This window comes from Aquabacterium parvum (assembly GCF_001447195.1).
Lineage (GTDB): Bacteria > Pseudomonadota > Gammaproteobacteria > Burkholderiales > Burkholderiaceae_C > Aquabacterium > Aquabacterium parvum.
On sequence record NZ_LFRI01000341.1, the window covers coordinates 1 to 20,629 of the forward strand.

A 20,629-nucleotide genomic window follows, 5' to 3' on the forward strand; every position below is an offset into this window, starting at 1 on the left:
GTCACCGGCAACTACAAGGCCACCACGCCTGAGGACACCCCTGTGTCCGGCACTGTCAAGGCCAAGGATGCTGACGGCGATGCGCTGACCTTCGCCAAGGGCAGCAACCCAGCTCACGGCACCGTTGTCGTCAACGCCGACGGCACCTGGACTTACACCCCGTCCAAGGACTACAACGGCTCGGACTCGTTCACCATCACCGTTTCCGACGGCAAGGGCGGCACCGCCACCTCCACGGTTTTTATCGGTGTCACACCGGTCAACGACCCCCCGAAGTTCGACGACCCGAGCAACCCGAACTACGACCCGGTCACCGGCAACTACAAGGCCACCACGCCTGAAGACACCCCTGTGTCCGGCACTGTCAAGGCCAAGGATGCTGACGGCGATGCGCTGACCTTCGCCAAGGGCAGCAACCCAGCTCACGGCACCGTTGTCGTCAACGCCGACGGCACCTGGACTTACACCCCGTCCAAGGACTACAACGGCTCGGACTCGTTCACCATCACCGTCAGTGATGGCAAGGGTGGCACCGCCACCTCCACCGTCAACATCGGTGTCACACCGGTCAACGATCCACCCAAGTTCGACGATCCGTCGAACCCCAACTACGACCCGGTCACCGGCAACTACAAGGCCACCACGCCTGAGGACACCCCTGTGTCCGGCGCTGTCAAGGCCAAGGATGCTGACGGCGATGCGCTGACCTTCGCCAAGGGCAGCAATCCAGCTCACGGCACCGTTGTCGTCAACGCCGACGGCACCTGGACTTACACCCCGTCCAAGGACTACAACGGCTCTGATTCGTTCACCATCACCGTCAGTGACGGCAAGGGTGGCACCGCCACCTCCACCGTCAACATCGGTGTCACGCCGGTCAACGACCCACCCAAGTTCGACGATCCGAGCAACCCCAACTACGACCCCGTCACCGGCAACTACAAGGCCACCACGCCTGAGGACACCCCTGTGTCCGGCACTGTCAAGGCCAAGGATGCTGACGGCGATGCGCTGACCTTCGCCAAGGGCAGCAACCCAGCTCACGGCACCGTTGTCGTCAACGCCGACGGCACCTGGACTTACACCCCGTCCAAGGACTACAACGGCTCTGATTCGTTCACCGTCACCGTTTCCGACGGCAAGGGTGGTACCGCCACCTCCACCGTCAACATCGGCGTCACGCCGGTCAACGACGCCCCCATCATCAGCGCAGCAGGCTCCGCCTCCATCGACGAAGCCAACCTGATTTCGGCCACCGCCGGCACCAGCACCACGGGCAAGCTGGCCATCTCCGACGTCGACTCCACGCGCTTCGACATCCAGCTCAGCGCCCCCGCAGGCAACTGGACATCCAAAGGCGTTGCGATCACCTGGAGCGGTGGCAGTGCAGGCTCGCCCCTGGTCGGCTCTGCCGGCGGCAAGGAAGTGGTCCGTGTCGCCATCGACGACCAGGGCCAGTACAAGGTGACCCTGTCGCAATCGATCGACCACCCCACCGCGAGCGGCGCCAACACCTCCACCCTGTCGTTCGGCGTCAAGGTGGGCGACGGCACCAGCACCGCATCGACCTCGCTGAACGTCAACGTGCTCGACGACGTGCCGAACACCACCACCAGCACCGAGCACGTCGCGGTCCAGCATGACGTCATCCGAGTGCAGGGCCTGCAGGTCAGCTTCGCCAACGACACCTACGCGAACGGCACAAGCACCGTCAGCCGCACCAACACCGACGCCGACGCCGGCATCGACCGCCTGCGCTGGGGCTCTGGTGTGACCACCGGCCAGCAATCGGGCTACGACCTGGTCGACAACAGCACGCTGTCCTCATCCAGCGGCACCGTGGTCGAAGCCAGCCAGGTCTTCAAGCTGGCCGACTTCACCCACAGCAACTACGGCATCTACAGCAACTCGTCGACCCTGACGGGCACCGACATCAACATGTCCCTGGTGGTCAACATCAATGGCGTCGCGACCACGGTGACCTTCAAGACCAAGCTCACCCACACCGAGACCGCCAACTCCAACGACGCCGCCGCATCGGCCGACATCATCACCCTGCAATCGCAGACCGCCACGGTCACGGTGGACGGCACGCAGTACAAGATCAACCTGCTCGGCTTCCAGGACGCCAGCGGCCAACTCGTCAACACCATCTACACCAACGAGCAAGCCTCCAACACCTTTGGCATCTACGGCAGCATCGTGTCGGCCGACGCCTTGCCCACCGTGCAAGGCAAGCTCGACACATCGGACGTCAGCGCCGACGGCATCAGCCAGGTGATCTGGGACACCGTGAGCAGCCCCTACGGCACCTTCGTGGGCAAGTCCGATGGCAGCTACACCTTCGAGGTCAACCGCGCCACACGCGACCAGCTCGATCCGGGCGAAACACGCACCCAGAAGGTCACCTACACGCTGGTCGACGGCGATGGTGACCGCGTCACCGGCGAGCTGAACATCGCGATGGACGGCTACAACCACATCGAAGGCACCAACAGCGCCAACACACTCACCGGCACCACCGGCAACGACCACATCGATGGCATGGCCGGCAACGACACCCTCTCGGGCGGCGGCGGCCAGGACATCCTGTTGGGCGGCAAAGGCGACGACCGCCTCACTGGCGGCGATGGCTCCGACGTGTTCGCCTGGCACCTGGGCGACGCCGGCGCCAAGGGGCAACCTGCTGTCGATGTCATCACCGACTTCAACACGGCCGCAGCCTCGAACAACGGCGACGTGCTGGACCTGCGCGACTTGCTGCAAGGCGAGACCCACGACAACCTGCTGCAGTACCTGGACTTCGACACCACCTCCACACCGGGCAGCACCCACATCCGCATCAGCACCACCGGCGCGTTCACCGACACGGCCAGTGACTCGGGCGCCGAAGATCAGCGCATCACGCTGTCCAACGTCGACCTGCGTGCCTCGCTGGGCCTCGATGCCCAGGCCAGCGATCACCAGATCATCAACGAGCTGATGCAGCGGGGCAAGCTGCTGGTGGACCAGGGTTGAGCCAAGGGGCTTCGGCCCCGGTGCAAGCCACGCGGCCCGCCAGCAGCCCAAAGCAAAACACCGCCTTCATGGCGGTGTTTTTTTGTTTGCGCGACGGCCAGGCCAACTAGCGCGGCAAGGCAGGCCGCCCTGGATCACCGCCCGTCAGGTCGGCATGCGCACCGCTGGCCCCGTGACACCGTCCATGCCACCCTGGCGCAGCGCCAGCAAATCGGCCGGATCGCTCACGCCTTCCGCATACACCTGCAGGCCCAGGCCATGCAGCATGTTGACGGTGCCCGACACAAAGGCCGCGCGAGCCGGCTCGGTGGCCACGCCCTGCACCACCGACGCATCCAGCTTGACGTAGTCCAGCCCGGCCTCGAACAGAGAATCGATGCGCGTCAGGCGCTCGCCCGCGTGCTCCAGGCCGATGCGCACGCCCAGCGGACGCAGCTGCTTGCACAGCTCGCGCACCAGCTCGAAACGCTCCACCGCCGCGATCTCGGCCACCTCCAGCCACAACAGACGCGCCGCTTGCGGCCGCGCGGAGATGCGCGCACGCAACCTCGGCACAAATCCGCTGTCCATCAGCGAGGCAGGTGACAGGTTCACGCCGCGCGGCTGCAGGTCGTCGAGGATCTGGTCCAGCGCCTGGGCCACAGCCACCTCATCGATGCGCGAGATCAAGCCCGTGCGCATCGCCATCGGGAGCCAATTGGCGGCCGACTCGAAAGCGCCGCCCGGCTCGAGTTGCAAGCGCATCGGGCACTCGTGGTGCACCAGCCTGAGCTGGCGGTCCACCACCGGGTACTTGACCAGTTGCACCCGCCCTTGCCTGAGCGCCTCGTCGATGCGACGGCGCCATTCGTCCTCACCCAGCACCACCGCTTCGGCGCCATGGCTGTCAGCCATTTCAACCGAGAAAGCACCTCGGCTCTCCGCCAGGGCCAGCGCCGAGTCGGCAGAAGCCAGCACGGCCTGCAAGGCATCCCCGCGGCGCCATGGCGTGCCGCCGATCACCACCGTCGCGGCCACGCCCTGCTCGGAAAAGGCCCTGCGCAAGGCATCGGCGTAATGCTGGGGCTCAGGCAGAGGCACCTCGCCACCCACCAGACAAATGGCGAAGTCGCCGCCATTGAGCCGCCCGATGGCCGCACCAGACACCCCAACGGAGACTTCGCGCAACACCTCCGCCAGCCTTTGCAACAGCACGTCCGTCTGGCGGTGGCCAAGCAAACGGTTGACGCCAGCCAGGTCGATCACCCGCACCAGGTGGATGACGCCCAGGCCGGAGCCTTCCTCGCGAGTGAGGGCCGCGCTCAACTGGGCCATGAAATGCCGCCGCTGGGACAAGCCTGTCAGCGGATCGCAATGGGCCTGCTGACGCAGCTGCTCGACTTGTTGCGACTGCTCGTCGAACACCGACTTGAGCCGCATCACCACCGCGTTCATGGCCTGGCTCAAGCGAGCCAGCTCAGGCACGCGAGGCTCTTCGACCGTGACAAACCGGCGCTCCATCAGGGCCTGGGCCTGGCTCACCGTGGCCTCCAGCGGCCGGCGGATGCCATTGACCCCGAAGGTGGCCACCAGACAAGACAGCGCACCGAGCGCAGCCAGCCAGCCAGCGGTCTTGAGCGAGCCCTGCCAAAGCTGCGCATGGGCAAACGCCGAGTGACTGACCACCTCAACCGATCCCACCGCACGCCAGCCATCCGATACCTGCGCAATGCCGGCCACAGATTCCACCGGCACCAGGCGCACAAACCAGGCCGGCGCCTGCTCGCGCGCGGCCGCCGGGTCAGCCTGGTGGTCAAACAGCTCGCGCCCCGCCGCGTCCTTGAGCGTGATGCGCTGATAAAAGCCCGTGTCGAACATGGCCGCCACGGTCAACTCCATGCCGGTGCGATCGCCGCGCTGTTGCGACAGGTTCAGGGCCAAAGACTGGGCGTTGTCGGCATTCTTCAGGCGCAGCTGCGTCTCCAGGTAACCCCGGGACGAAACCATCCAGACCACGAAGCTGCCGATGAAAGCCATCAACAGCGTCGTCAGCAACAGCAACCAGATTTGTCGAATCAAGGACATGTTGTCATCTCTTTCGTGGCGGCGTCACCACCACCCCTCGGCTTTCGCCTTGGCCAGCACCTCGCGCCAACGAGACAGCCGGGCCACGGGGTCTCCCGCACTGGCTCCCGTCACACCTTGCCACAAACCTTCCGCGTTGAAGCTGAAAACAGGGGCCAGATCCGGGCGCCTCGAAGCTGGGCGGATGTCCGTGATCAGGTTGTCCAGGATCAGGGGCTCGGCGTCGGGCTGCGGGTAATAAGCCAGCACCATGTGCGCCTGGATGCTGCCGGCCAGCTGCGCCCGCACGTAAACCAGTCGCATCTTCACACCTGGCACGCCCGAGGCAAGCAAGGAGAAATACTTGGCGATGGCGTAATCCTCGCAGTCGGCCTGCCCTCGCGCCAAGGATTCCAGGGGCGAGGCCCAGTAATCGACCTGTCCCCAGATTTCACGGTCGTCGCGGTACTGCACCGAACGGTTGAAAAAACCGTTGACCGCCCGCAGGCGACTTTCTTCGTCCTGGGCGGCGACCTCGCCGATGAGTTGCACCAGCACCTGGGCACGTTGCGGCGTGTTGCCTCCCTGGCGCTGGGCCGCCTGCATGACGCGGGGCGCATCCCAGGCCGGACTCAGCCCCCAACCCAGCACCGCCAAGAGGGCGGCGGCACGCAGCCACCACCCCGACCAGGCGGCCAGGCGAGCAGGCGAGCTGAAAGCGAGAAATCGGGCTTCTTGGACCACCTCAGCTTATCGGCGAAGGCCCGCCCGGACTTGACCGGGAAATCCCAGATTGCGACATCGGCGCCACTCCCCCGTGAACACAGGCGTTTTCAGAAGACGGAAGCCCCTTCATTGATGCCAAAATCAGCCGATTAACCCTCCGTTACAGGGCTTGCTGCCCTGCCAACGCCCCACACGACGAGGTTCAGCGTGACGAACAAAGCCCTGAAGTCCGGACTTCATGCCCTGGCCCTGGCCGCCCTGACATTCACCGCCCAGGCAGCCCTGGCCCAGGCCCAACCCACAGCTGCCGCCACCGGCCTGGCTGGGGCGGTCCAGAAGGCCATCGACTCCAACCCCGACGTGACCGCCCGCCTGAACGCCTTGCGCGCGGCCTCCAAGGAGGTGGACGTGGCCAAGGGTGGTTACCTGCCCACGGTTGACCTGTCTGCCGACATCGGCCGCGACCGCGACAAGGTCGACCAGCGCAACCCCGAATCGCGCAGCTTCAGCCGCAGCGGCCTGGCCCTGACCGCCAACCAGGTGCTCTGGGACGGCCGATTCACCGCCAACGAGGTCGACCGCCTGGGCCACGCCCGCAAGGTCCGCTACTTCGAGTTCCTGGCAGCCAGCGAAGACACTGCCCTCGAAGCCGCTCGCGCCTACATCGACGTACTGCGCTTTCGCAAGCTCGTGGGCCTGGCCGAAGACAACTACGTGCAGCACAAATACGTGTTCGACCAGCTGCAGTCCAAGTTCAAGGCCGGCGTCGGCCGCGGCGTCGACACCGAGCAAGCCAACGCCCGCCTGGCCCTGGCCGACTCCAACCTGACCACCGAAAACGCCAACCTGCACGACGTCGCCTCGCGCTACCTGCGCGTCGTTGGCGAAGCACCGGCCAACGGCCTGGCCGCCCTGCCCCGCATCGATGGCAGCCTGGCCGGCGACAACACCCAGGTCATCAGCCAGGCCCTGGCCCGCAACGCCAGCGTCAGCGCCGCCGTCGAGAACCTGCGCGCCGTCGAGTCCGAAGCCAAAACCAAGGACAGCCCCTTCCAGCCACGTGTCGAAGCTCGCCTGCGCAGCGGCCTGGGCAACAACTTCGACGGCCTGATCGACCGCAAGAGCGCCACCTCGGCCCAGATCCTGCTGAACTGGAACCTCTACAACGGCGGCTCCGACCAGGCCCGAACCAAGCAGTTCGCCGACCTGATCAACCAGGCCGCCGACCAGCGTGACAAGGCCTGCCGCGACGTGCGCCAGACCATCGGCATCGCCTACAACGACATCGCCCGCGCCCGCACCCAGCTGGCCGCGCTCGACCGCAACGTGCTGGCCATCGAGAAGGCCCGCGACGCCTACCGCCAGCAGTTCGACATCGGCCAGCGCAGCCTGCTGGACCTGCTCAACGCCGAGAACGAGCTCTACACCGCCAAGCGCGCCTACGCCAACGCCGAGCACGACCTGCTGCTGGCTCAGGTGCGCACGCACGCCGCGCGCAACACCCTGCTGTCCACCCTGGGCCTGCGCCCCAGCGACGACAACCAGGGCGACCTCGTCAAAGACTGGCAAGCCTCCGACGACGCAGCCCAGCGCTGCCCCGTGACCTCGGTGGCTGCCGCCTCGACCACGCGCGACGAACTCGACGCTCGCGCACGCAAGCTGGGCACGCAGGTGGGTGTCACGGCCATCAAGCCAGCAGCCGAAGAGCCCAAGCCCGTCGTCGCCAACGCCGAAGCCGTGCAGACCGTGGCACAGCGCCTGACCGACTGGGCCGCCGCCTGGTCTGCCAAGGACATCGAAACCTACCTGGGCTTCTACAGCAAGGACTTCACCGCCAAGGGCACCCGCGCCCAATGGGAAGCCAACCGCCGCAAGTTGGTCGGCAAGCCCGGCCCGATCTCGCTGAAGATCGACTCGATCAAGGCCAGCCCGCAAGGCAGCGACGTGGTGACCAGCTTCGAGCAGGCCTACACCTCGAGCAACTACAAGGACAAGGGCCCCAAGACCCTGACCTGGCGCATGCAGGAAGGCCGTTGGGTCATCGTCAAGGAGAGCAACCGTTGACGCCTTGCCTTGCAGGCAAAACGAAGGGCACCCTCGGGTGCCCTTTTTCATGACCAGCCGACGTGCGCCTCAAGCGGGCAACCTGACCTCGTAGGTGATGCCCGAACCAGCGCCGTGCCGGCCACCGCGCTGCGAGTTGAAGTAAAGCCGCGACCCATCGGGCGAGAAAGCCGGCCCGGTGATCTCGGACTCGTCCTGGCCATGCAGGCGCAACAGCACCTTCACGCTGCGATCGGGCAGGATCACGCACAACTCCATGTTGCCGCCGTCTTCGGCCACCAGCACGTCACCACGGCGACTGACGGTCAGGTTGTCGACACCCGAGAGCACGCGGTCGGCCGCGCTCGCGGTGGCGAAGTCGTAGATGACCTGCAAGCGCTGTGTGGCGGGCTCGAAGGCCCAGATGCGGTTGTCGCCCTTGGTCGAGAAGTAGACGATGCCGTTGAAGTACCACAGGCCTTCGCCACCGCGGAAAACGGTTCCCGGCGCCCTGCTGCCCAGCACGCTGCGCACGATGCCTTGGGGCAGGCTCGGGCTGCTCACGTCCACCCAGCTCACGTGGCGGGGTTGCGCCAAATTCATCTCATCGGGCGGCAGTTGGTTGGCCGGCACCCCGTCGATCTGCAGCACCTGCAAGCGCCCCGACTTCAATGCCGGCCTGGTGGCGGAAGCAGGCCAGTCCGACTCGCTGCACACAAAGCGGTAAAAGCGCCCCTGCCCTTCGTCCTCGGTCAGGTACAAGGTGCGGTGCAAAGGGTCCACGGCCACCGCCTCGTGCTTGAAGGTGCCAAGCGCCGGCCTGACCTGGGCCTGCGAGGCTGAGCCGAACGGCAGGCATTCCCAGACGCGCCCCAGGCTGGTCTCCTCTGCCGACAGCCAGGTGCCCCAGGGGGTCGCACCACCTGCGCAGTTGGTGCTCGTGCCGTCGAGGATGCGCTGCGCCCCCACGACTTGGCCATGGCGGTCAAAGCGCAAGGCGCTCACGCCGCCTGCGCCTGCAGGCACCTCGCTGTTGTTCGCGTAGACCCAGCCGCCATCTGGCGCGGCGAAGGTGGCGCCGCCGTCCGGGTAGGTGTGCCAGATGGAGGCGCCTGGTGTCGGACGCTCACCGGACACCGCCACGATGCGGGCAGAGAACCCCGTGGGCATGGCCAGGCCCAGGGCATCGGGCTCGCGCAAAGGCCCCAGGGTCGAGAAGTCGAAACCTGGTGCGGACGGGGCGGCACGCTCAGTTGGGGGCTTTCCAGAACCTGCTGCAGCCTGTGGCAGTCCGGGCCACGACAGGCCCGAAGCTGCCAGCCCGCCAGCAGACCAGAACAGCTTGCGCAGGAATTCGCGACGTGCTGCAGGTTCAGTGGGCAAAGCGGTTTCAGGACGCGACGAAGGCATGGTGAAGACTCCCGAGGCCGCCCAAGCAACCGGGCGGGCCGTCTCCAGCATCGTACCCACTGGTGACGGCGCCCATGAAAAAACCCGACCGGTTTTCACCAATCGGGTTTCTCGTTTTCTGTCATCTTGGCGGAGAGGGCGGGATTCGAACCCGCGGTGGGCTATTAACCCACACACGCTTTCCAGGCGTGCGACTTAAACCGCTCATCCACCTCTCCGTGAAGCCCGCAAGTATAGCCCAGGTTTCGTCAGTTGACCGAGACCTTCTTGCCATCCTTGTAGGTGTAGAGCGTCATGGCCGGGTTCTTGAGTTCGCCGTTGGGCTCGAACGACACCTTGGCCGTCACGCCCGCGTAAGCCGCCTCGGCGATCTTGGGGCCGTAGACCTTCGGGTCGGTGGAGTTGGCGCGCTTCATGGCGTCCACCAGCACCATGGTGGCGTCATAGGTGTAGGGCGAGTAGACCTGGTACTGCTTGGGGAACATGGCTTCGTACTTGTCGCGCCAGGCCTTGCCCTGAGGCAGCTTGTCCAGCGAAGCGCCACCCACGGCGCACACCACGTTGCCCAGCGTGCGAGCACCGCTGGAGAGCTTGACCAGCTGGTCGGTGCAGATGCCGTCGCCACCGAACAGGTAGGCCTTGGTCAGGCCCAACTGCTGCATCTGGCGCAGCATGGGGCCAGCCTGCGGGTCCATGCCACCGAAGAAGATGCCGTCAGGCTTCTTGTTCTTGATGGCGGTGAGGATGGACATGAAGTCCACGGCCTTGTCGTTGGTGTATTGCTGGCTGACCACTTCCATGCCCAGCTGCTGCGCGGTTCGCGCGAACACCTCGGCCACGCCTTTACCGTAGGCCGTGCGGTCATCGATGATCGCGACCTTCTTGAGCTTGAGCACCTGCTGCGCATGGCGGGCCAGGCCAGCACCCAGCTCGTTGTCGTTTGCCAGCAGGCGGAAGACGTTTTTGTAGCCCAGTTGCGTCAGCTCGGGGTTGGTGGCCGAGGGCGAGATCATGGGCAGGCCGCACTGGTTGTAGACCTTGGACGCCGGGATGGTGGTGCCCGAGTTCAGGTGCCCGACCACGCCGTTGACCTTGGCGTCGCACAACTTTTGCGCGGCTGCGGTGCCCTGCTTGGGGTCGGCAGCGTCGTCTTCGGCAACCAGCTCGAACTTGACCTTCTTGCCGCCGATGCTGAGGCCTTGCGAGTTCAGCTCGGCCACGGCCATGCGAGCGCCGTTTTCGTTGTCACGCCCGTAGTGGGCCTGCGGGCCCGACACCGGGCCGACGTGGCCAATGCGCACCACGGTCTGCGCCTGGGCCTGCGAGAGTGGCAGGCCGGCAAGGATGAGGCCGGCGACAGCCAGCAGAGAAGACGGGATCGGACGCAATTTCATCAGGACCTCGTTGACGGTTTGTTGGGTTGGATCGGTGCGCGGGATGCAGCGGCCATCAGCGTTGGCGGAGCTTGGCCAGCTCCTGAGCCACGGAGCGTGCCACCACATCCTTGAGGGTTCGGTTGAGCTCATCGCGCAGGTCGCGTGCGATGGCTTCGGTGTGACGGGCGAGCAAAGGCGCCATCGCCTCTTTCAAGCGGAACTCCAGCATGCTGTCGATCTGCTTTTGCACATCGGACAACACGCGGTGCGCCAGTTGTGCCTCGGAGACCGCGGTAGGTGCATCCGGCGGGGGCGGGGCCGACGCCGGTTGGGTCGTTGGCCGTGGCTGCGCCTGCGGCAGCGGCTCAGCAGCGGAGGAAGTCACCACCTCACCCAGCACCGGCAAGGCGTCGAGCGGCACCGGCGGCCTGGCGCTGGCGACCGGGGAGGCCGCGGTCCAAGGCTTCGCGGGGGCCACCGCAGGTGGGGCGCTGGCTGGCGGGTTGACCGACGGCTGGGCGCTCGCCTGCCCCTGCACATCGATGATTTCCGTCAGGGTGGGCACCTGCGCGGGATGCGGGCGGGAAATGCCGTTCATCAGCGTGCCTCGTCCTTGACTTCGTGGGGCTGGACATCCCAGCCCTTGGCAGCATAGGCCTTCCAGCGCTGGCGACCTTCCTGGCGGTCGTCGGGCTCGCAGGAGACCAGGTCGAACACGCGCTCGAAGCGATCCATGCCGTCGGGCAGATCACGCCCGACGTTGACCAGGATGCTGCGCTCACCCGGCGCCGAGGACACATCGGGCGAGAGCCAGATGGGGGTGGCATTCAGGCGCTCGGGCAAAGGTGTGCCAGCCGCCAGCACGTGGGGCAGGAACTCCTGGTCGTCGAAGGTCCAGAGCTCGCGGTCGAGGGCCTGCAGCGTGGCAAGGTCGCCGGTCACAGCGACCTTGGCCCCAGCCCGGTGCGCCTTGCGAAGCAAGCGACAGGCGTAGGCCAGCTTGTTGCCGATGCCGTGGTGAAACTCAACCCTGCGCATGGAACTGCCCTGGCATCGTCGTCGCTCGGCCGATCAGGCCTTGGCCGCTTTGGAAGCGGGCTTTGCGGCAGGTTTGGCGGCAACCTTGCCGGCAGGCTTGTTCACCTTCGCAGGCGCCACGGCCTTCACGGTTTTCGCTGCCTTGGCCGCCTTCTCGTGCTTGGTCGAACGCGGCGCCAGGGCGTCCTTGCCTGCGGCAGCCTGATCCAGCAGGAACTGGGTCAGCAGGCCCACCGGGCGGCCCGTGCCTCCCTTGGCGCCACCGGACTTCCAAGCCGTGCCGGCGATGTCGAGGTGGGCCCAGCGATACGCCTGGGTGAACTTGCCGAGGAACCAGGCCGCCGTGATCGAGCCACCTTCGCGGCCACCCACGTTGGCCAGGTCGGCAAAGTTGCTCTTGAGGCCTTCGCCGTACTCGTCGTCCAGGGGCATGCGCCAGGCGGTGTCTTGCGCCGACTGACCCGCCTTCAGCAGCGCGTCGGCGAGCTCATCGTCCTTGGAGAACAGACCGCTGTGCAGGTGGCCCAGGGCGATCACGCAGGCGCCGGTCAGCGTGGCGATGTCGACCACCACCGCCGGCTTGAAGCGCTCGGCGTAGGTCAGTGCATCGCAAAGGATCAGGCGGCCCTCGGCGTCGGTGTTGAGGATCTCGATGGTCTGGCCCGACATGCTGGTGACCACGTCGCCTGGCTTGGTGGCCGTGCCGCTGGGCATGTTCTCGCAGGTGGGGATCAGGCCGACCACGTTGACCTTGGGGGCCAGCAATGCCAGGCTCTGGAAGGTGCCCAGCACGCTGGCCGCACCGCCCATGTCGAACTTCATCTCGTCCATGCCCGCGCCGGGCTTGAGCGAGATGCCACCGGTGTCGAACGTGATGCCCTTGCCCACCAACACGATGGGGGCCTGGCTGGCGGCCGCACCCTGGTAGCGCAGCACGATGAAATTGGGCGGTTGGGCCGAGCCATTGGTGACCGACAGGAACGAGCCCATGCCCAGCTTTTCGAGCGCCGGGCGCTCCATCACCTCGGCCTTGATCAGCTTGCTGGCCTTGGCCAGGCGGCGGGCCTCGGTGGCCAGGTCGGAGGGGGTGCAGTGGTTGGCCGGGCGGTTGCCCAGCTCGCGCGCCAGGGTCACGCCCTCGGCAATGCCCTGGCCTTGCTGGATGCCTGCCTTGACGGCGGCGGCCTGCTCGGCCGGGCTCAGCAGGGTGACTTTTTTCAGCGCGCCGGCCTTGGGGGCACTGGGTTTGGTCAGGCGGAAAACGTAGGTGGCATCGGCCACGGTCAGCGCGGCACATCGGGCGTGGTCGGCATCGAGCGTCAGGCCCTCGGCTGCAGCGATGGCCACATGGCCCGATCCGCCGTCCTTGAGCAACGCCAGGCCCTTGGCCACGGCGGACTTGAACGATTTGGCCTTGGCGTCGGCTGCCACCGTCAGCACCAGGCGGGCGGCCTGCACGCCACGCGGGCGGTGCAGGTACAAGGCGCGACCGGCCTTGAGCGCCAGGTCATCGGCCTTGACGGCGTCCTGGATCAGGGCGTCGAGCACCGGATCGGCCGCCTGGCTGTGCTCGGGCGTGAGCACCAGCAGCAGCGCATCGGCGTTGACTTGGGAGAGGGCCGAACCCTGGGCGACGGAAGAACGGTAGTCCATGCGGTGCAAGTCCATAATGCGCGGGTTGATCGATCCATCCGATGTTATTCGATTCCTCCATCCGCCGAGAGCTCTGGCGCAGCTTCAGTGGCACGCTGGTCGTGCTGCTGACCGTGTTGCTGACCATGGTGCTCATCCGCATCCTCAGCCAGGCCACCAAAGGCAACCTCGCGCCCACCGACGTGGGCCTGGTGCTGAGCTACACCATCATCGGGCAGTTGCCCATCGTGCTGGCGCTGGCGCTGTTCGTGTCGGTGGTGGCCACGCTCAGCCGCATCTGGCGCGACAGCGAAATGGTGGTCTGGCAAGCCAGCGGCGCGCGGCAGTTCCATTTCCTCAAGCCGCTGTTGCGCATGGCCTGGCCGGTGCTGCTGCTGGTGGCTGCGGCCTCGCTGGTGGCGCGCCCCTGGGCACAAAGCCAGACGCAAATCCTCAAGGTGCGCTACGAGCAGCGCTCCGACATGGCCCGGGTGGCACCGGGCCAGTTCCAGGTCTCGGCCGATGGCAAACGCGTGTTTTTCATCGACAGCCACAGCGACGGACTGACCTCTGGGCGCAACGTCTTCATGGTGACCACGGACGGCGATCAGGAGTCGGTGGTCACCGCTCGCCAGGGCCAGATCGAGGTGGTGGACGGGCAACGCTTCCTGGTGCTCAACCAGGGTGAGCGCACCCAGACCGACCTCGCCACGGGCGAAAAAGCCTTGTCCCGCTTCGAAACCGCCCGCATCCGCGTGGGCGAGAAAATCACCCCGCCCGACGTGAGCCCCGACCTGCGCTCGATGTCCACCCCCGCGCTGGCCCTGCTCAGCCACCCCAAGGCGCAGGGCGAGATGGTCTGGCGCGTGGGCCTGATCTGGGCGGCCTTCAACATGGTGCTGGCCGGCTTGAGTCTGGCGGCAGGCAACACACGCCGCAACAGCAACTGGAACCTGGTCTACGCCCTGCTGGTCTTCGTGGTCTATTTCAACCTGCTCAGCCTGAGCCAGAACTGGGTGGCCCGCCAACGCATGGACGCCGTCACGGCGCTGCTGATGGTGCACGGCACGCTCACGCTGTTGAGCCTGGCGGTGATTGGGTGGCGCGATGGCGGCTGGTCGATGCGACGGGGCCAAGCGACACCCCGACCGGCTTCTGCGAGCTCAGGCGAGGTCAAGGCATGAAAACCGTTCGCCGACTCATTTTCCGTGCGGTGGCCTGGCGCACGATGCTGGTGGCACTGGCCTTCTCCGGCCTGGCCTTTTTCATCGACTTCGTCGAGGCCTCGGAAGACATCGGGCAAAACGGCTACACCCTGCTGGACGCCGTGATCACCTGCCTGCTGATGCTGGTGCGACACGTGCATGACCTGATGCCCATCGCCGTGCTGATCGGCGGCATCCTGGCGCTGGCGCGCATGGCGCAGACCTCGGAGTTCACCATCTTGCGCACCGGCGGCCTGAGTCCGGCCCGCGCCTTGAGGCTGCTGGCCATGTTGGGGTTGATGGCCGCCTTGTTGGTGGCTGCCATCGGCAACTGGCTGGTGCCCATGGCCGAGCAGCAACTCACGCGCCAACGCGCAGCCTTCAGCACCGATCAGCAGGTCACGCTGGGCCGCGCCGGCACCTGGCTGCGTGAAAAGCGCGAGGTGCCAGGCCAAGGCACGCACACCTTCACCGTCAACGTGGGCAGCGCCATCAGCGAGGGCGAGTTCGGCCAGGTGCGCATCTTCGAGTTCGACGCCAACGGTCAACTCAAGCGTCGGCTTTCGGCCAACTCGGCCCGCGTGACCCCCAACCCGGCGCCGGGCGTGGACGATGGCTCGGTCTGGCAACTCACGGACGTGGTCGACACGCGCTGGCTGTCGCACGAGCGGCTCACACAAGAAGCGGCCCTGGCCGGCACCAAGGTGATCGACGAGCGCAAGCAGGACCACATGGAATGGGCCAGCAGCCTGACCCCCGTGGTGGTGACGGCATCGGTGCTGCCGCCGGAGAGCATGTCGGTGCTGGCGCTGTGGCGCTACACCCGCCACCTTGACCTCAACGCCCAGGCCGCCCAGCGCTACGAAATGCAGTTCTGGAAAAAATCGGTCTACCCCTTCGTCTGCTTCGTGATGATCGCACTGGCCCTGCCTTTCGCCTACCTGCACGCGCGCAGCGGCGGCATGAGCCTGAAGATCTTCGGCGGCATCATGCTGGGCATCAGCTTCGTCCTCGTCAACCACATCGCCAGCCACCTGGGCCAGTTGCAGAACTGGCAGCCCTGGCTGGCCGCGATGGCGCCCAGCCTGCTCTACACGCTGCTGTCCATGAGCGTGTTCGCCTGGCTGGTGCGCCGACAATGACCTCAACGGAACCCGCCCCCATGTCCCGCACTGGCATCTTGCTGTTCGCCCACGGGGCGCGTGACCCGAACTGGGCCCTGCCCTTCGAAGCCGTGGCTCAGCGGCTGCGTGCACGCGCACCAGCCTCGTCCAGCCAGTCGAACAACATGCCGCCAGAGGTGACGCTGGCGTTCCTGGAATTCATGACGCCCGACATCGCCGCAGCGGGCGATGACCTGGCCGCACGCGGCTGCACAGACGTCTCGGTGGTGCCCCTGTTCCTCGGTGCTGGCGGCCACGTCCGCAAGGACCTGCCCAGACTCATGGCTGAGCTGGCTGAGCGCCACCCACAGGTGAGCTGGCACCTGTGTCCTGCCGTGGGTGAAACCGACATCCTCATCCAGGGCATGGCCGATGCCGCCTGGGCCCTCGCAGGGTCCGCCTCGCCAAGACCGCCTCAGGGCTGAAGCCAAGAGCACCCACCGGAGCCCGCATGAACCTGCACCAGTTCCGCTTCGTCCACGAGGCCGCACGCCGCAACCTCAACCTCACCGAAACAGCCAAGGCCCTGCACACCTCGCAGCCGGGCATCTCCAAAGCCATCATGGAGCTCGAGGAAGAGCTGGGCGTGGACATCTTCGTGCGCCATGGCAAACGGCTCAAACGCATCACCGAGCCGGGGCTGGAGGTTCTCAAGTCCGTTGACGTGATCCTGCGCGAGCTGGGCAACCTCAAGCGCATCGGCGAGGAATACGCCATGCAGGACGCCGGCACGCTGTCGATCGCGACCACGCACACGCAGGCGCGCTACGTGCTGCCCGAGCCGGTGGCCCAGTTGCGCCGCAAGTACCCGAAGGTGGCCGTGAGCCTGCACCAGGGCACGCCCGAGCAAGTGGCGCGCATGGTGCTCGACGAGGTCGCCGACATCGGACTGGCCACGGAATCGCTCAGTGACTTCCCGGACCTGGTCACCTTGCCGTGCTACGAGTGGCAGCACGTCGTGGTCATGCCGCCTTCGCACCCGCTGGCCTCGGTGCCTCGCCTGACGCTGGAGCAATTGGCAGCCGAGCCATTGATCTCCTACCACCCATCGTTCACGGGCCGCAAGCGCATCGACCAGGCCTTCCTGCAGCGGGGGCTGACGCCCAACGTCGTGCTCGAAGCCATCGACGCCGACGTCATCAAGACCTACACGCGCCTGGGCCTGGGCATCGGGCTGGTGGCAGAGATGGCGGTCAAGGACGACCCGACCATGTCGGCGCCTGGCAGCGACCTGGTCTGGCGCCCGGTGGGCCACCTGTTCGGGCCCAACATGGCCCGGCTGGCCTTCAAGCGCGGCGCTTACCTGCGGCAGTTCGTGCTGGCTTTTGCCGAGTTGATTTCAGACCGCCTGAGCCGCGCACTCATCCTGCAGGCGATGCAGTCGCCCACGGGCCCGGCCTCCGAGATGAGCCAGGACCACGGGCTCTGATCGGGCACGCGTCGCTCAGGACTTGTCGTCCAGCCGGTCGAGGTCGAGGTCAACCGACAGCGGCTCCACCGCCGGCACATCCAGGTTGGTCGAGCGCACGGGCTGGGTGGCCGTCAGCGGCGCGATTTCGGTCGAGGAGGGTCGCCTGCGCTCGGCGCGGTCTGACAGGTCACGCGCCACGGCGTAAAGGAACAGCAGCTCGCGGTAGGCAGGCAGGTCGAATGCATCGGCCTCGGGGCCCAGGTGCACCAGGGACATCTCGAGCACGTCCATCGAACGCGTGGGTTCACCCCAAAGTGCCTGCAGACGCTCGACCACGCCGGGGTAGTCCACAAGGCTGCGCCCCTGCTCCATGTCGGAGGCCCAGGTCGGAGCCCGGCCGTTGAAGTGGGCGTTGAAACGCTCCTGGACTCGCTCGTAATCGTCTCGGCGACCCAGGCGACGGTAGATCTCCAAGAGTTTGAGGAAGGGCCACGGGATCTCCTGTGTGTGGCCGCCCAGGTGAGCTTCCAGCAGCTCGATGGCGGCTTCGTCCTGCCCCAGCACGATGAAGAACTCGGCTTGCTGCTCCAGGTCGATCAGCTCCTCAACGGACACGGCCTTGAGGGGCTCCGGCGACATCAAAGGCGGCCGAGGCGCCGGCGCGTCGAACACCGGTGACGCTGGGAATCGATGGCTCGCAGCGGGGGGCGATGGCAGTCGCTCATCCTCCTGCGGCTCAGGGATCGGCCCCAGCAGGTCGTCGCTCTTGTCCTCGACGTCGTCCAGGTGTGGCCTGCTGTGCGTGTCTTCGCTTTCAGGCAGGTTGAGAGGAGGCTGTCCGGTCTCTGGGCTCCACCAGGCGGCCGCCTGCTGGAGCCCACGGCGAACGCCCCAGCCGTGCAAGAGCCATGCAGCCAGACCTGCCCCAGCCAAAAGAGCCAGCACGGCAGGCCAACTCCAGCTCGACCTCACAGGCTTCTTTTCAAGCGCCTGCATGCGCGCCTGCAGCGCAGCCACGCTTTGCTGGGTCTGCTCGCCGGCACGCTGCAGGCCCTGCAAACGCTGCTCAAGTTCTTCGACGTGCCGCTGTTGTCGCAACATGGCCTCGGGCGTGGCGTTGAGCGCACGCCACAGCGCGGTCGCAGCCTCGCGACGGGCCTGCACGTCGGCACCGGCTTGTTCGCCTTCGATCGGGGATGCCATCTGCCCGGACGAGCGCAGGCTGGGCTGAACCAAGGCGTCCGCGTCAACCGGGTCGAGCGCCAGGCGCGGGGACTCTGCTGCGGGTTGAGCGCGCTGAGCCCGGCGTGGCGAAACCGCGGGCGAGCGCTGTGCGCCCACACCCGCATCAGCGTTCAAGGCGACTCGGGCAGCCTTGCGCGCAGGCGAAGTCGACCTGGGCTGGCCTTCGGCCACGGGGGATTTGATCACCTCGGCGTCGCCAGCCATCGGTTCTGCAACGGGGCTGACCTGGGCCGAACGCAGGCCAGGCGGATCGGCCAAGGCCACGAACTTGCGCGTGATGCGAGCCTGACAGCCAGCGCTCAACTGGACGTGGACCACCGGCTCATTGATCAAGGCAGTGGTGCGCAACACCAGGCGCGCGCCCATGCCGGCGGTCACGGTTTCAGCCGGCTCCAACGCCACCGACACCGCACCCGGGGCAACACGGTCATCACCAAAGAACACCTCGGCGGACACGCACTCTTGCGCGACGGACTCGCCGACTTCCAGGCGCAAGGGCACGACGACACGCAAGGTGTCGCCCAGCACAGCCTGACTCTCAGGTCGGCCCAACCCCAGGGACCAAGCGGAAGACGACCATGCCCAACCAACGGTCAGCGTCAAGACTGCAGTCAGGAGCCGTCTAGATGAGTTCATTCGGTGCATGATGGGGGTTCGAGATGACTCTAGCACGCAGGCCGTGGCGTCCATCCTCCGAATTGACGCCTTTGTCTCGCCCGCGCCAAACCCCCGCATGACCACCGAACTCCAGACCGAGCGCCACGGCAACACCCTCGTGCTGCGCCTGCATGGCCCCGCCACCCGCAACGCCTTGTCACCCCAGGTTTACGCTGCGGGCGTGGAAACCCTGAACATGGCCGAAACCCATCCGGATGTGCGCGCGGTGGTGCTCACCGGCGCCAACGGGCATTTTTGTGGCGGTGGAGACCTGCAGCGGCTGGCCCACCAACGTGTGCATGACATGGCCGCGCAGGAACGCAACCTCGACGCTTTCCATCAGTGGATTGAAGCGCTGCACAGCTTTCCAAAGCCCGTGATTGCAGCCGTCGAGGGCGTGGCCGCTGGCGGTGGGGTGTCGCTGGCACTGGCCTGCGACCTGCTGGTGGCAGCAGACAACGCACGCTTCGTGATGGCTTACAGCCAAGTTGGCCTCTCGTCGGACGGCGGGGCCAGCTGGCACCTGCGCCGCGCGCTGGGTCGGCAACGTGCGCTGGCCTTGCTCTGGCTGGGCGACAGCCAATCCGCTCACGACTGGCACGAAGCCGGACTGGTGCACACCGTCTGCACCAACGGCCAGTCGCTGGAGACCGCCCTGACCCTGGCTGCCCGACTGGCCGAGAGGCCTCAAACCGTGCTCGCCAGCCTCAAGGAACTGGTCAACGAGGCCGACCAGCCACTGCGCGCGCACCTCGAAGCAGAAAAGCAGCGCTTCCTGGCCAACCTCAGCCAGCCTGAAGCAGGCCAAGCCATCGAAGCCTTCCTGCAGCGGCGCAACCGGGGTTGATCAGTCGCCCAGGGCCACGGCCTTCAAACGCATGGCCAGCACACGGTAGAGCTCGCCGACCAGCTTGAGCTGCAGGGGCTGCAGCTTGTCTCCGGACATGCGCAAGGTCAGCATGCCACGGTTGATGGTCAGCACCATCACCAGGGTGTCCGTCCACCAGTTGCCGGCCGCCTCTTCGAGGGGCAACAGCACCGAATCGTCCAGCCAGCGGCGGGCCACGGCTTCGGCATTGCTGAACACCACCAGGCGACGCGCCAGGGCCGCGTGATCGTTCAAGGGCACGCGCGGGTGCATGGCCAGCCAGCGCATCTCGTCGGGCAGGGTGTTGTCGATCTGGGTCTGCATGGCGTTGGTGAACCGGCTGAAAACATCGGTCTCCAGCACCAGCGACAAGGCCCGGCTGAGCATGATCAGTTGAACGTCGGAAGCCACGCCTGTGTCGCAACGAAAGCGAAGCTCCTTGCCAGCGATGTAGCTGCGCTGAGAGGCACCCCACTCCACACGCCAGCCCTCCGGCGCTTCGACGACGAAGCCCGTGCCGGTCTTGGCCTTGACACGCTTGAACGTGTGCCCTTCGGCCTTTGCCCAGGCCGAAAGCACCTGCCCCTCGTCTGTGGCGTCCCCTGCCGAGGTGGAGCCGATCATGCGCTTGATCGCGTCGAACATGCGGATTTCTTGCCCTTCCTGACGTGCCTCGCTCAGCATGAGGCGTGCATGCAGTATCGGCGATACCTGGCCTGCCTGGAGGGACTCGAACCCCCGACCTGCTGCTTAGAAGGCAGCTGCTCTATCCAGTTGAGCTACAGGCAGTCGTG

16 protein-coding genes and 2 tRNA genes are annotated in these 20,629 nt (G+C 66.3%); 7 read left to right on the plus strand and 11 right to left on the minus strand.

Features of this window, described 5'->3' with window-relative positions:
• The coding region (locus ABG80_RS11490; protein ID WP_152987601.1) for a tandem-95 repeat protein at nucleotides 1-3,018 on the plus strand (3,018 nt) is incomplete at its 5' end.
• 144 nt (nucleotides 3,019-3,162) lie between these two features.
• On the opposite strand, the gene ABG80_RS11495 is transcribed toward ABG80_RS11490, so the two are convergent.
• Together ABG80_RS11495 and ABG80_RS11500 are read right to left on the minus strand one after the other, a co-directional pair.
• Nucleotides 3,163-5,082: a bifunctional diguanylate cyclase/phosphodiesterase gene (locus ABG80_RS11495; RefSeq protein ID WP_058087796.1), complete on the minus strand. Its 1,920-nt coding sequence runs from the start codon at nucleotides 5,080-5,082 to the stop codon at nucleotides 3,163-3,165.
• Between the two features lie 24 nt (nucleotides 5,083-5,106).
• A complete protein-coding gene (locus ABG80_RS11500; RefSeq protein ID WP_235513833.1) occupies nucleotides 5,107-5,805 on the minus strand; it encodes a transglutaminase-like cysteine peptidase in 699 nt (232 codons plus the stop codon).
• Between the two features lie 189 nt (nucleotides 5,806-5,994).
• On the opposite strand from ABG80_RS11500, the gene ABG80_RS11505 reads away from it, so the two are divergent.
• Entirely contained in the window at nucleotides 5,995-7,851 is a 1,857-nt protein-coding gene (locus ABG80_RS11505; RefSeq protein ID WP_083506036.1) for a TolC family outer membrane protein, read from the plus strand.
• A 69-nt stretch (nucleotides 7,852-7,920) separates the two neighbouring features.
• Here the strand turns inward: ABG80_RS11505 and ABG80_RS11510 are convergent, their stop codons facing one another.
• The 6 genes from ABG80_RS11510 to ABG80_RS11535 form a co-directional block, all read right to left on the minus strand.
• The gene (locus ABG80_RS11510) at nucleotides 7,921-9,240 is read right to left on the minus strand and encodes an alkaline phosphatase PhoX (RefSeq protein ID WP_083506084.1); all 1,320 of its coding nucleotides are present in this window, start codon (nucleotides 9,238-9,240) and stop codon (nucleotides 7,921-7,923) included.
• Nucleotides 9,241-9,367: 127 nt separating this feature from the next.
• Nucleotides 9,368-9,458 (minus strand) — tRNA-Ser (locus tag ABG80_RS11515).
• Between the two features lie 30 nt (nucleotides 9,459-9,488).
• The gene (locus ABG80_RS11520) at nucleotides 9,489-10,634 is read right to left on the minus strand and encodes a branched-chain amino acid ABC transporter substrate-binding protein (protein ID WP_058087798.1); all 1,146 of its coding nucleotides are present in this window, start codon (nucleotides 10,632-10,634) and stop codon (nucleotides 9,489-9,491) included.
• 55 nt (nucleotides 10,635-10,689) lie between these two features.
• Nucleotides 10,690-11,214, minus strand: a complete 525-nt coding sequence (locus ABG80_RS11525) for a hypothetical protein (protein WP_058087799.1) — start codon at nucleotides 11,212-11,214, stop codon at nucleotides 10,690-10,692.
• Nucleotides 11,214-11,654 carry a DNA polymerase III subunit chi gene (locus ABG80_RS11530; RefSeq protein WP_058087800.1) on the minus strand — a complete coding sequence of 147 codons (441 nt, stop codon included), beginning with the start codon at nucleotides 11,652-11,654 and terminating at the stop codon, nucleotides 11,214-11,216. Before ABG80_RS11530 ends, ABG80_RS11525 begins: the two co-directional genes overlap by 1 nt.
• A 33-nt stretch (nucleotides 11,655-11,687) precedes the next feature.
• Nucleotides 11,688-13,307 carry a leucyl aminopeptidase gene (locus tag ABG80_RS11535; RefSeq protein WP_058088147.1) on the minus strand — a complete coding sequence of 540 codons (1,620 nt, stop codon included), beginning with the start codon at nucleotides 13,305-13,307 and terminating at the stop codon, nucleotides 11,688-11,690.
• Nucleotides 13,308-13,348: 41 nt separating this feature from the next.
• Here ABG80_RS11535 and lptF point away from each other — a divergent pair, with 41 nt between their 5' ends.
• From lptF to ABG80_RS11555, 4 genes are read left to right on the plus strand one after another with little or no spacing between them, the layout of a single operon-like run.
• Entirely contained in the window at nucleotides 13,349-14,470 is a 1,122-nt protein-coding gene (gene lptF / locus ABG80_RS11540; protein WP_058087801.1) for an LPS export ABC transporter permease LptF, read from the plus strand.
• A complete protein-coding gene (gene lptG / locus ABG80_RS11545; protein ID WP_058087802.1) occupies nucleotides 14,467-15,633 on the plus strand; it encodes an LPS export ABC transporter permease LptG in 1,167 nt (388 codons plus the stop codon). The genes lptF and lptG overlap by 4 nt, the downstream gene beginning before the upstream one ends.
• A gap of 20 nt (nucleotides 15,634-15,653) precedes the next feature.
• Nucleotides 15,654-16,079 carry a sirohydrochlorin chelatase gene (locus tag ABG80_RS11550; protein ID WP_058087803.1) on the plus strand — a complete coding sequence of 142 codons (426 nt, stop codon included), beginning with the start codon at nucleotides 15,654-15,656 and terminating at the stop codon, nucleotides 16,077-16,079.
• A gap of 26 nt (nucleotides 16,080-16,105) precedes the next feature.
• Entirely contained in the window at nucleotides 16,106-17,083 is a 978-nt protein-coding gene (locus tag ABG80_RS11555) for a CysB family HTH-type transcriptional regulator (protein ID WP_058087804.1), read from the plus strand.
• Between the two features lie 15 nt (nucleotides 17,084-17,098).
• On the opposite strand, the gene ABG80_RS11560 is transcribed toward ABG80_RS11555, so the two are convergent.
• Nucleotides 17,099-18,838 (minus strand): type IV pilus assembly protein FimV, encoded by a 1,740-nt coding sequence (locus ABG80_RS11560; protein ID WP_058087805.1) that lies wholly within the window; start codon nucleotides 18,836-18,838, stop codon nucleotides 17,099-17,101.
• 205 nt (nucleotides 18,839-19,043) lie between these two features.
• On the opposite strand from ABG80_RS11560, the gene ABG80_RS11565 reads away from it, so the two are divergent.
• A complete protein-coding gene (locus tag ABG80_RS11565) occupies nucleotides 19,044-19,814 on the plus strand; it encodes an oxepin-CoA hydrolase, alternative type (protein WP_058087806.1) in 771 nt (256 codons plus the stop codon).
• On the opposite strand, the gene ABG80_RS11570 is transcribed toward ABG80_RS11565, so the two are convergent.
• Both ABG80_RS11570 and ABG80_RS11575 read right to left on the minus strand, forming a co-directional pair.
• Nucleotides 19,815-20,519, minus strand: a complete 705-nt coding sequence (locus ABG80_RS11570; RefSeq protein ID WP_058087807.1) for a hypothetical protein — start codon at nucleotides 20,517-20,519, stop codon at nucleotides 19,815-19,817.
• A gap of 28 nt (nucleotides 20,520-20,547) precedes the next feature.
• A tRNA-Arg gene (locus ABG80_RS11575) sits at nucleotides 20,548-20,624 on the minus strand.
• Between the last annotated feature and the right edge of the window lie 5 nt (nucleotides 20,625-20,629).

What these genes read in the sequence shown, in the direction of transcription:
- lptF (WP_058087801.1), top strand. Translation starts at nt 13,349, where the DNA reads ATGTTATTCGATTCCTCCATCCGCCGAGAGCTCTGGCGCAGCTTCAGT.
- ABG80_RS11550 (WP_058087803.1), top strand. Translation starts at nt 15,654, where the DNA reads ATGTCCCGCACTGGCATCTTGCTGTTCGCCCACGGGGCGCGTGACCCG.
- ABG80_RS11520 (WP_058087798.1), bottom strand. Translation starts at nt 10,634, where the DNA reads ATGAAATTGCGTCCGATCCCGTCTTCTCTGCTGGCTGTCGCCGGCCTC.
- ABG80_RS11555 (WP_058087804.1), top strand. Translation starts at nt 16,106, where the DNA reads ATGAACCTGCACCAGTTCCGCTTCGTCCACGAGGCCGCACGCCGCAAC.
- ABG80_RS11530 (WP_058087800.1), bottom strand. Translation starts at nt 11,654, where the DNA reads ATGCGCAGGGTTGAGTTTCACCACGGCATCGGCAACAAGCTGGCCTAC.
- lptG (WP_058087802.1), top strand. Translation starts at nt 14,467, where the DNA reads ATGAAAACCGTTCGCCGACTCATTTTCCGTGCGGTGGCCTGGCGCACG.
- ABG80_RS11525 (WP_058087799.1), bottom strand. Translation starts at nt 11,214, where the DNA reads ATGAACGGCATTTCCCGCCCGCATCCCGCGCAGGTGCCCACCCTGACG.
- ABG80_RS11510 (WP_083506084.1), bottom strand. Translation starts at nt 9,240, where the DNA reads ATGCCTTCGTCGCGTCCTGAAACCGCTTTGCCCACTGAACCTGCAGCA.
- ABG80_RS11570 (WP_058087807.1), bottom strand. Translation starts at nt 20,519, where the DNA reads ATGCTGAGCGAGGCACGTCAGGAAGGGCAAGAAATCCGCATGTTCGAC.
- ABG80_RS11565 (WP_058087806.1), top strand. Translation starts at nt 19,044, where the DNA reads ATGACCACCGAACTCCAGACCGAGCGCCACGGCAACACCCTCGTGCTG.
- ABG80_RS11535 (WP_058088147.1), bottom strand. Translation starts at nt 13,307, where the DNA reads ATGGACTACCGTTCTTCCGTCGCCCAGGGTTCGGCCCTCTCCCAAGTC.
- ABG80_RS11495 (WP_058087796.1), bottom strand. Translation starts at nt 5,082, where the DNA reads ATGTCCTTGATTCGACAAATCTGGTTGCTGTTGCTGACGACGCTGTTG.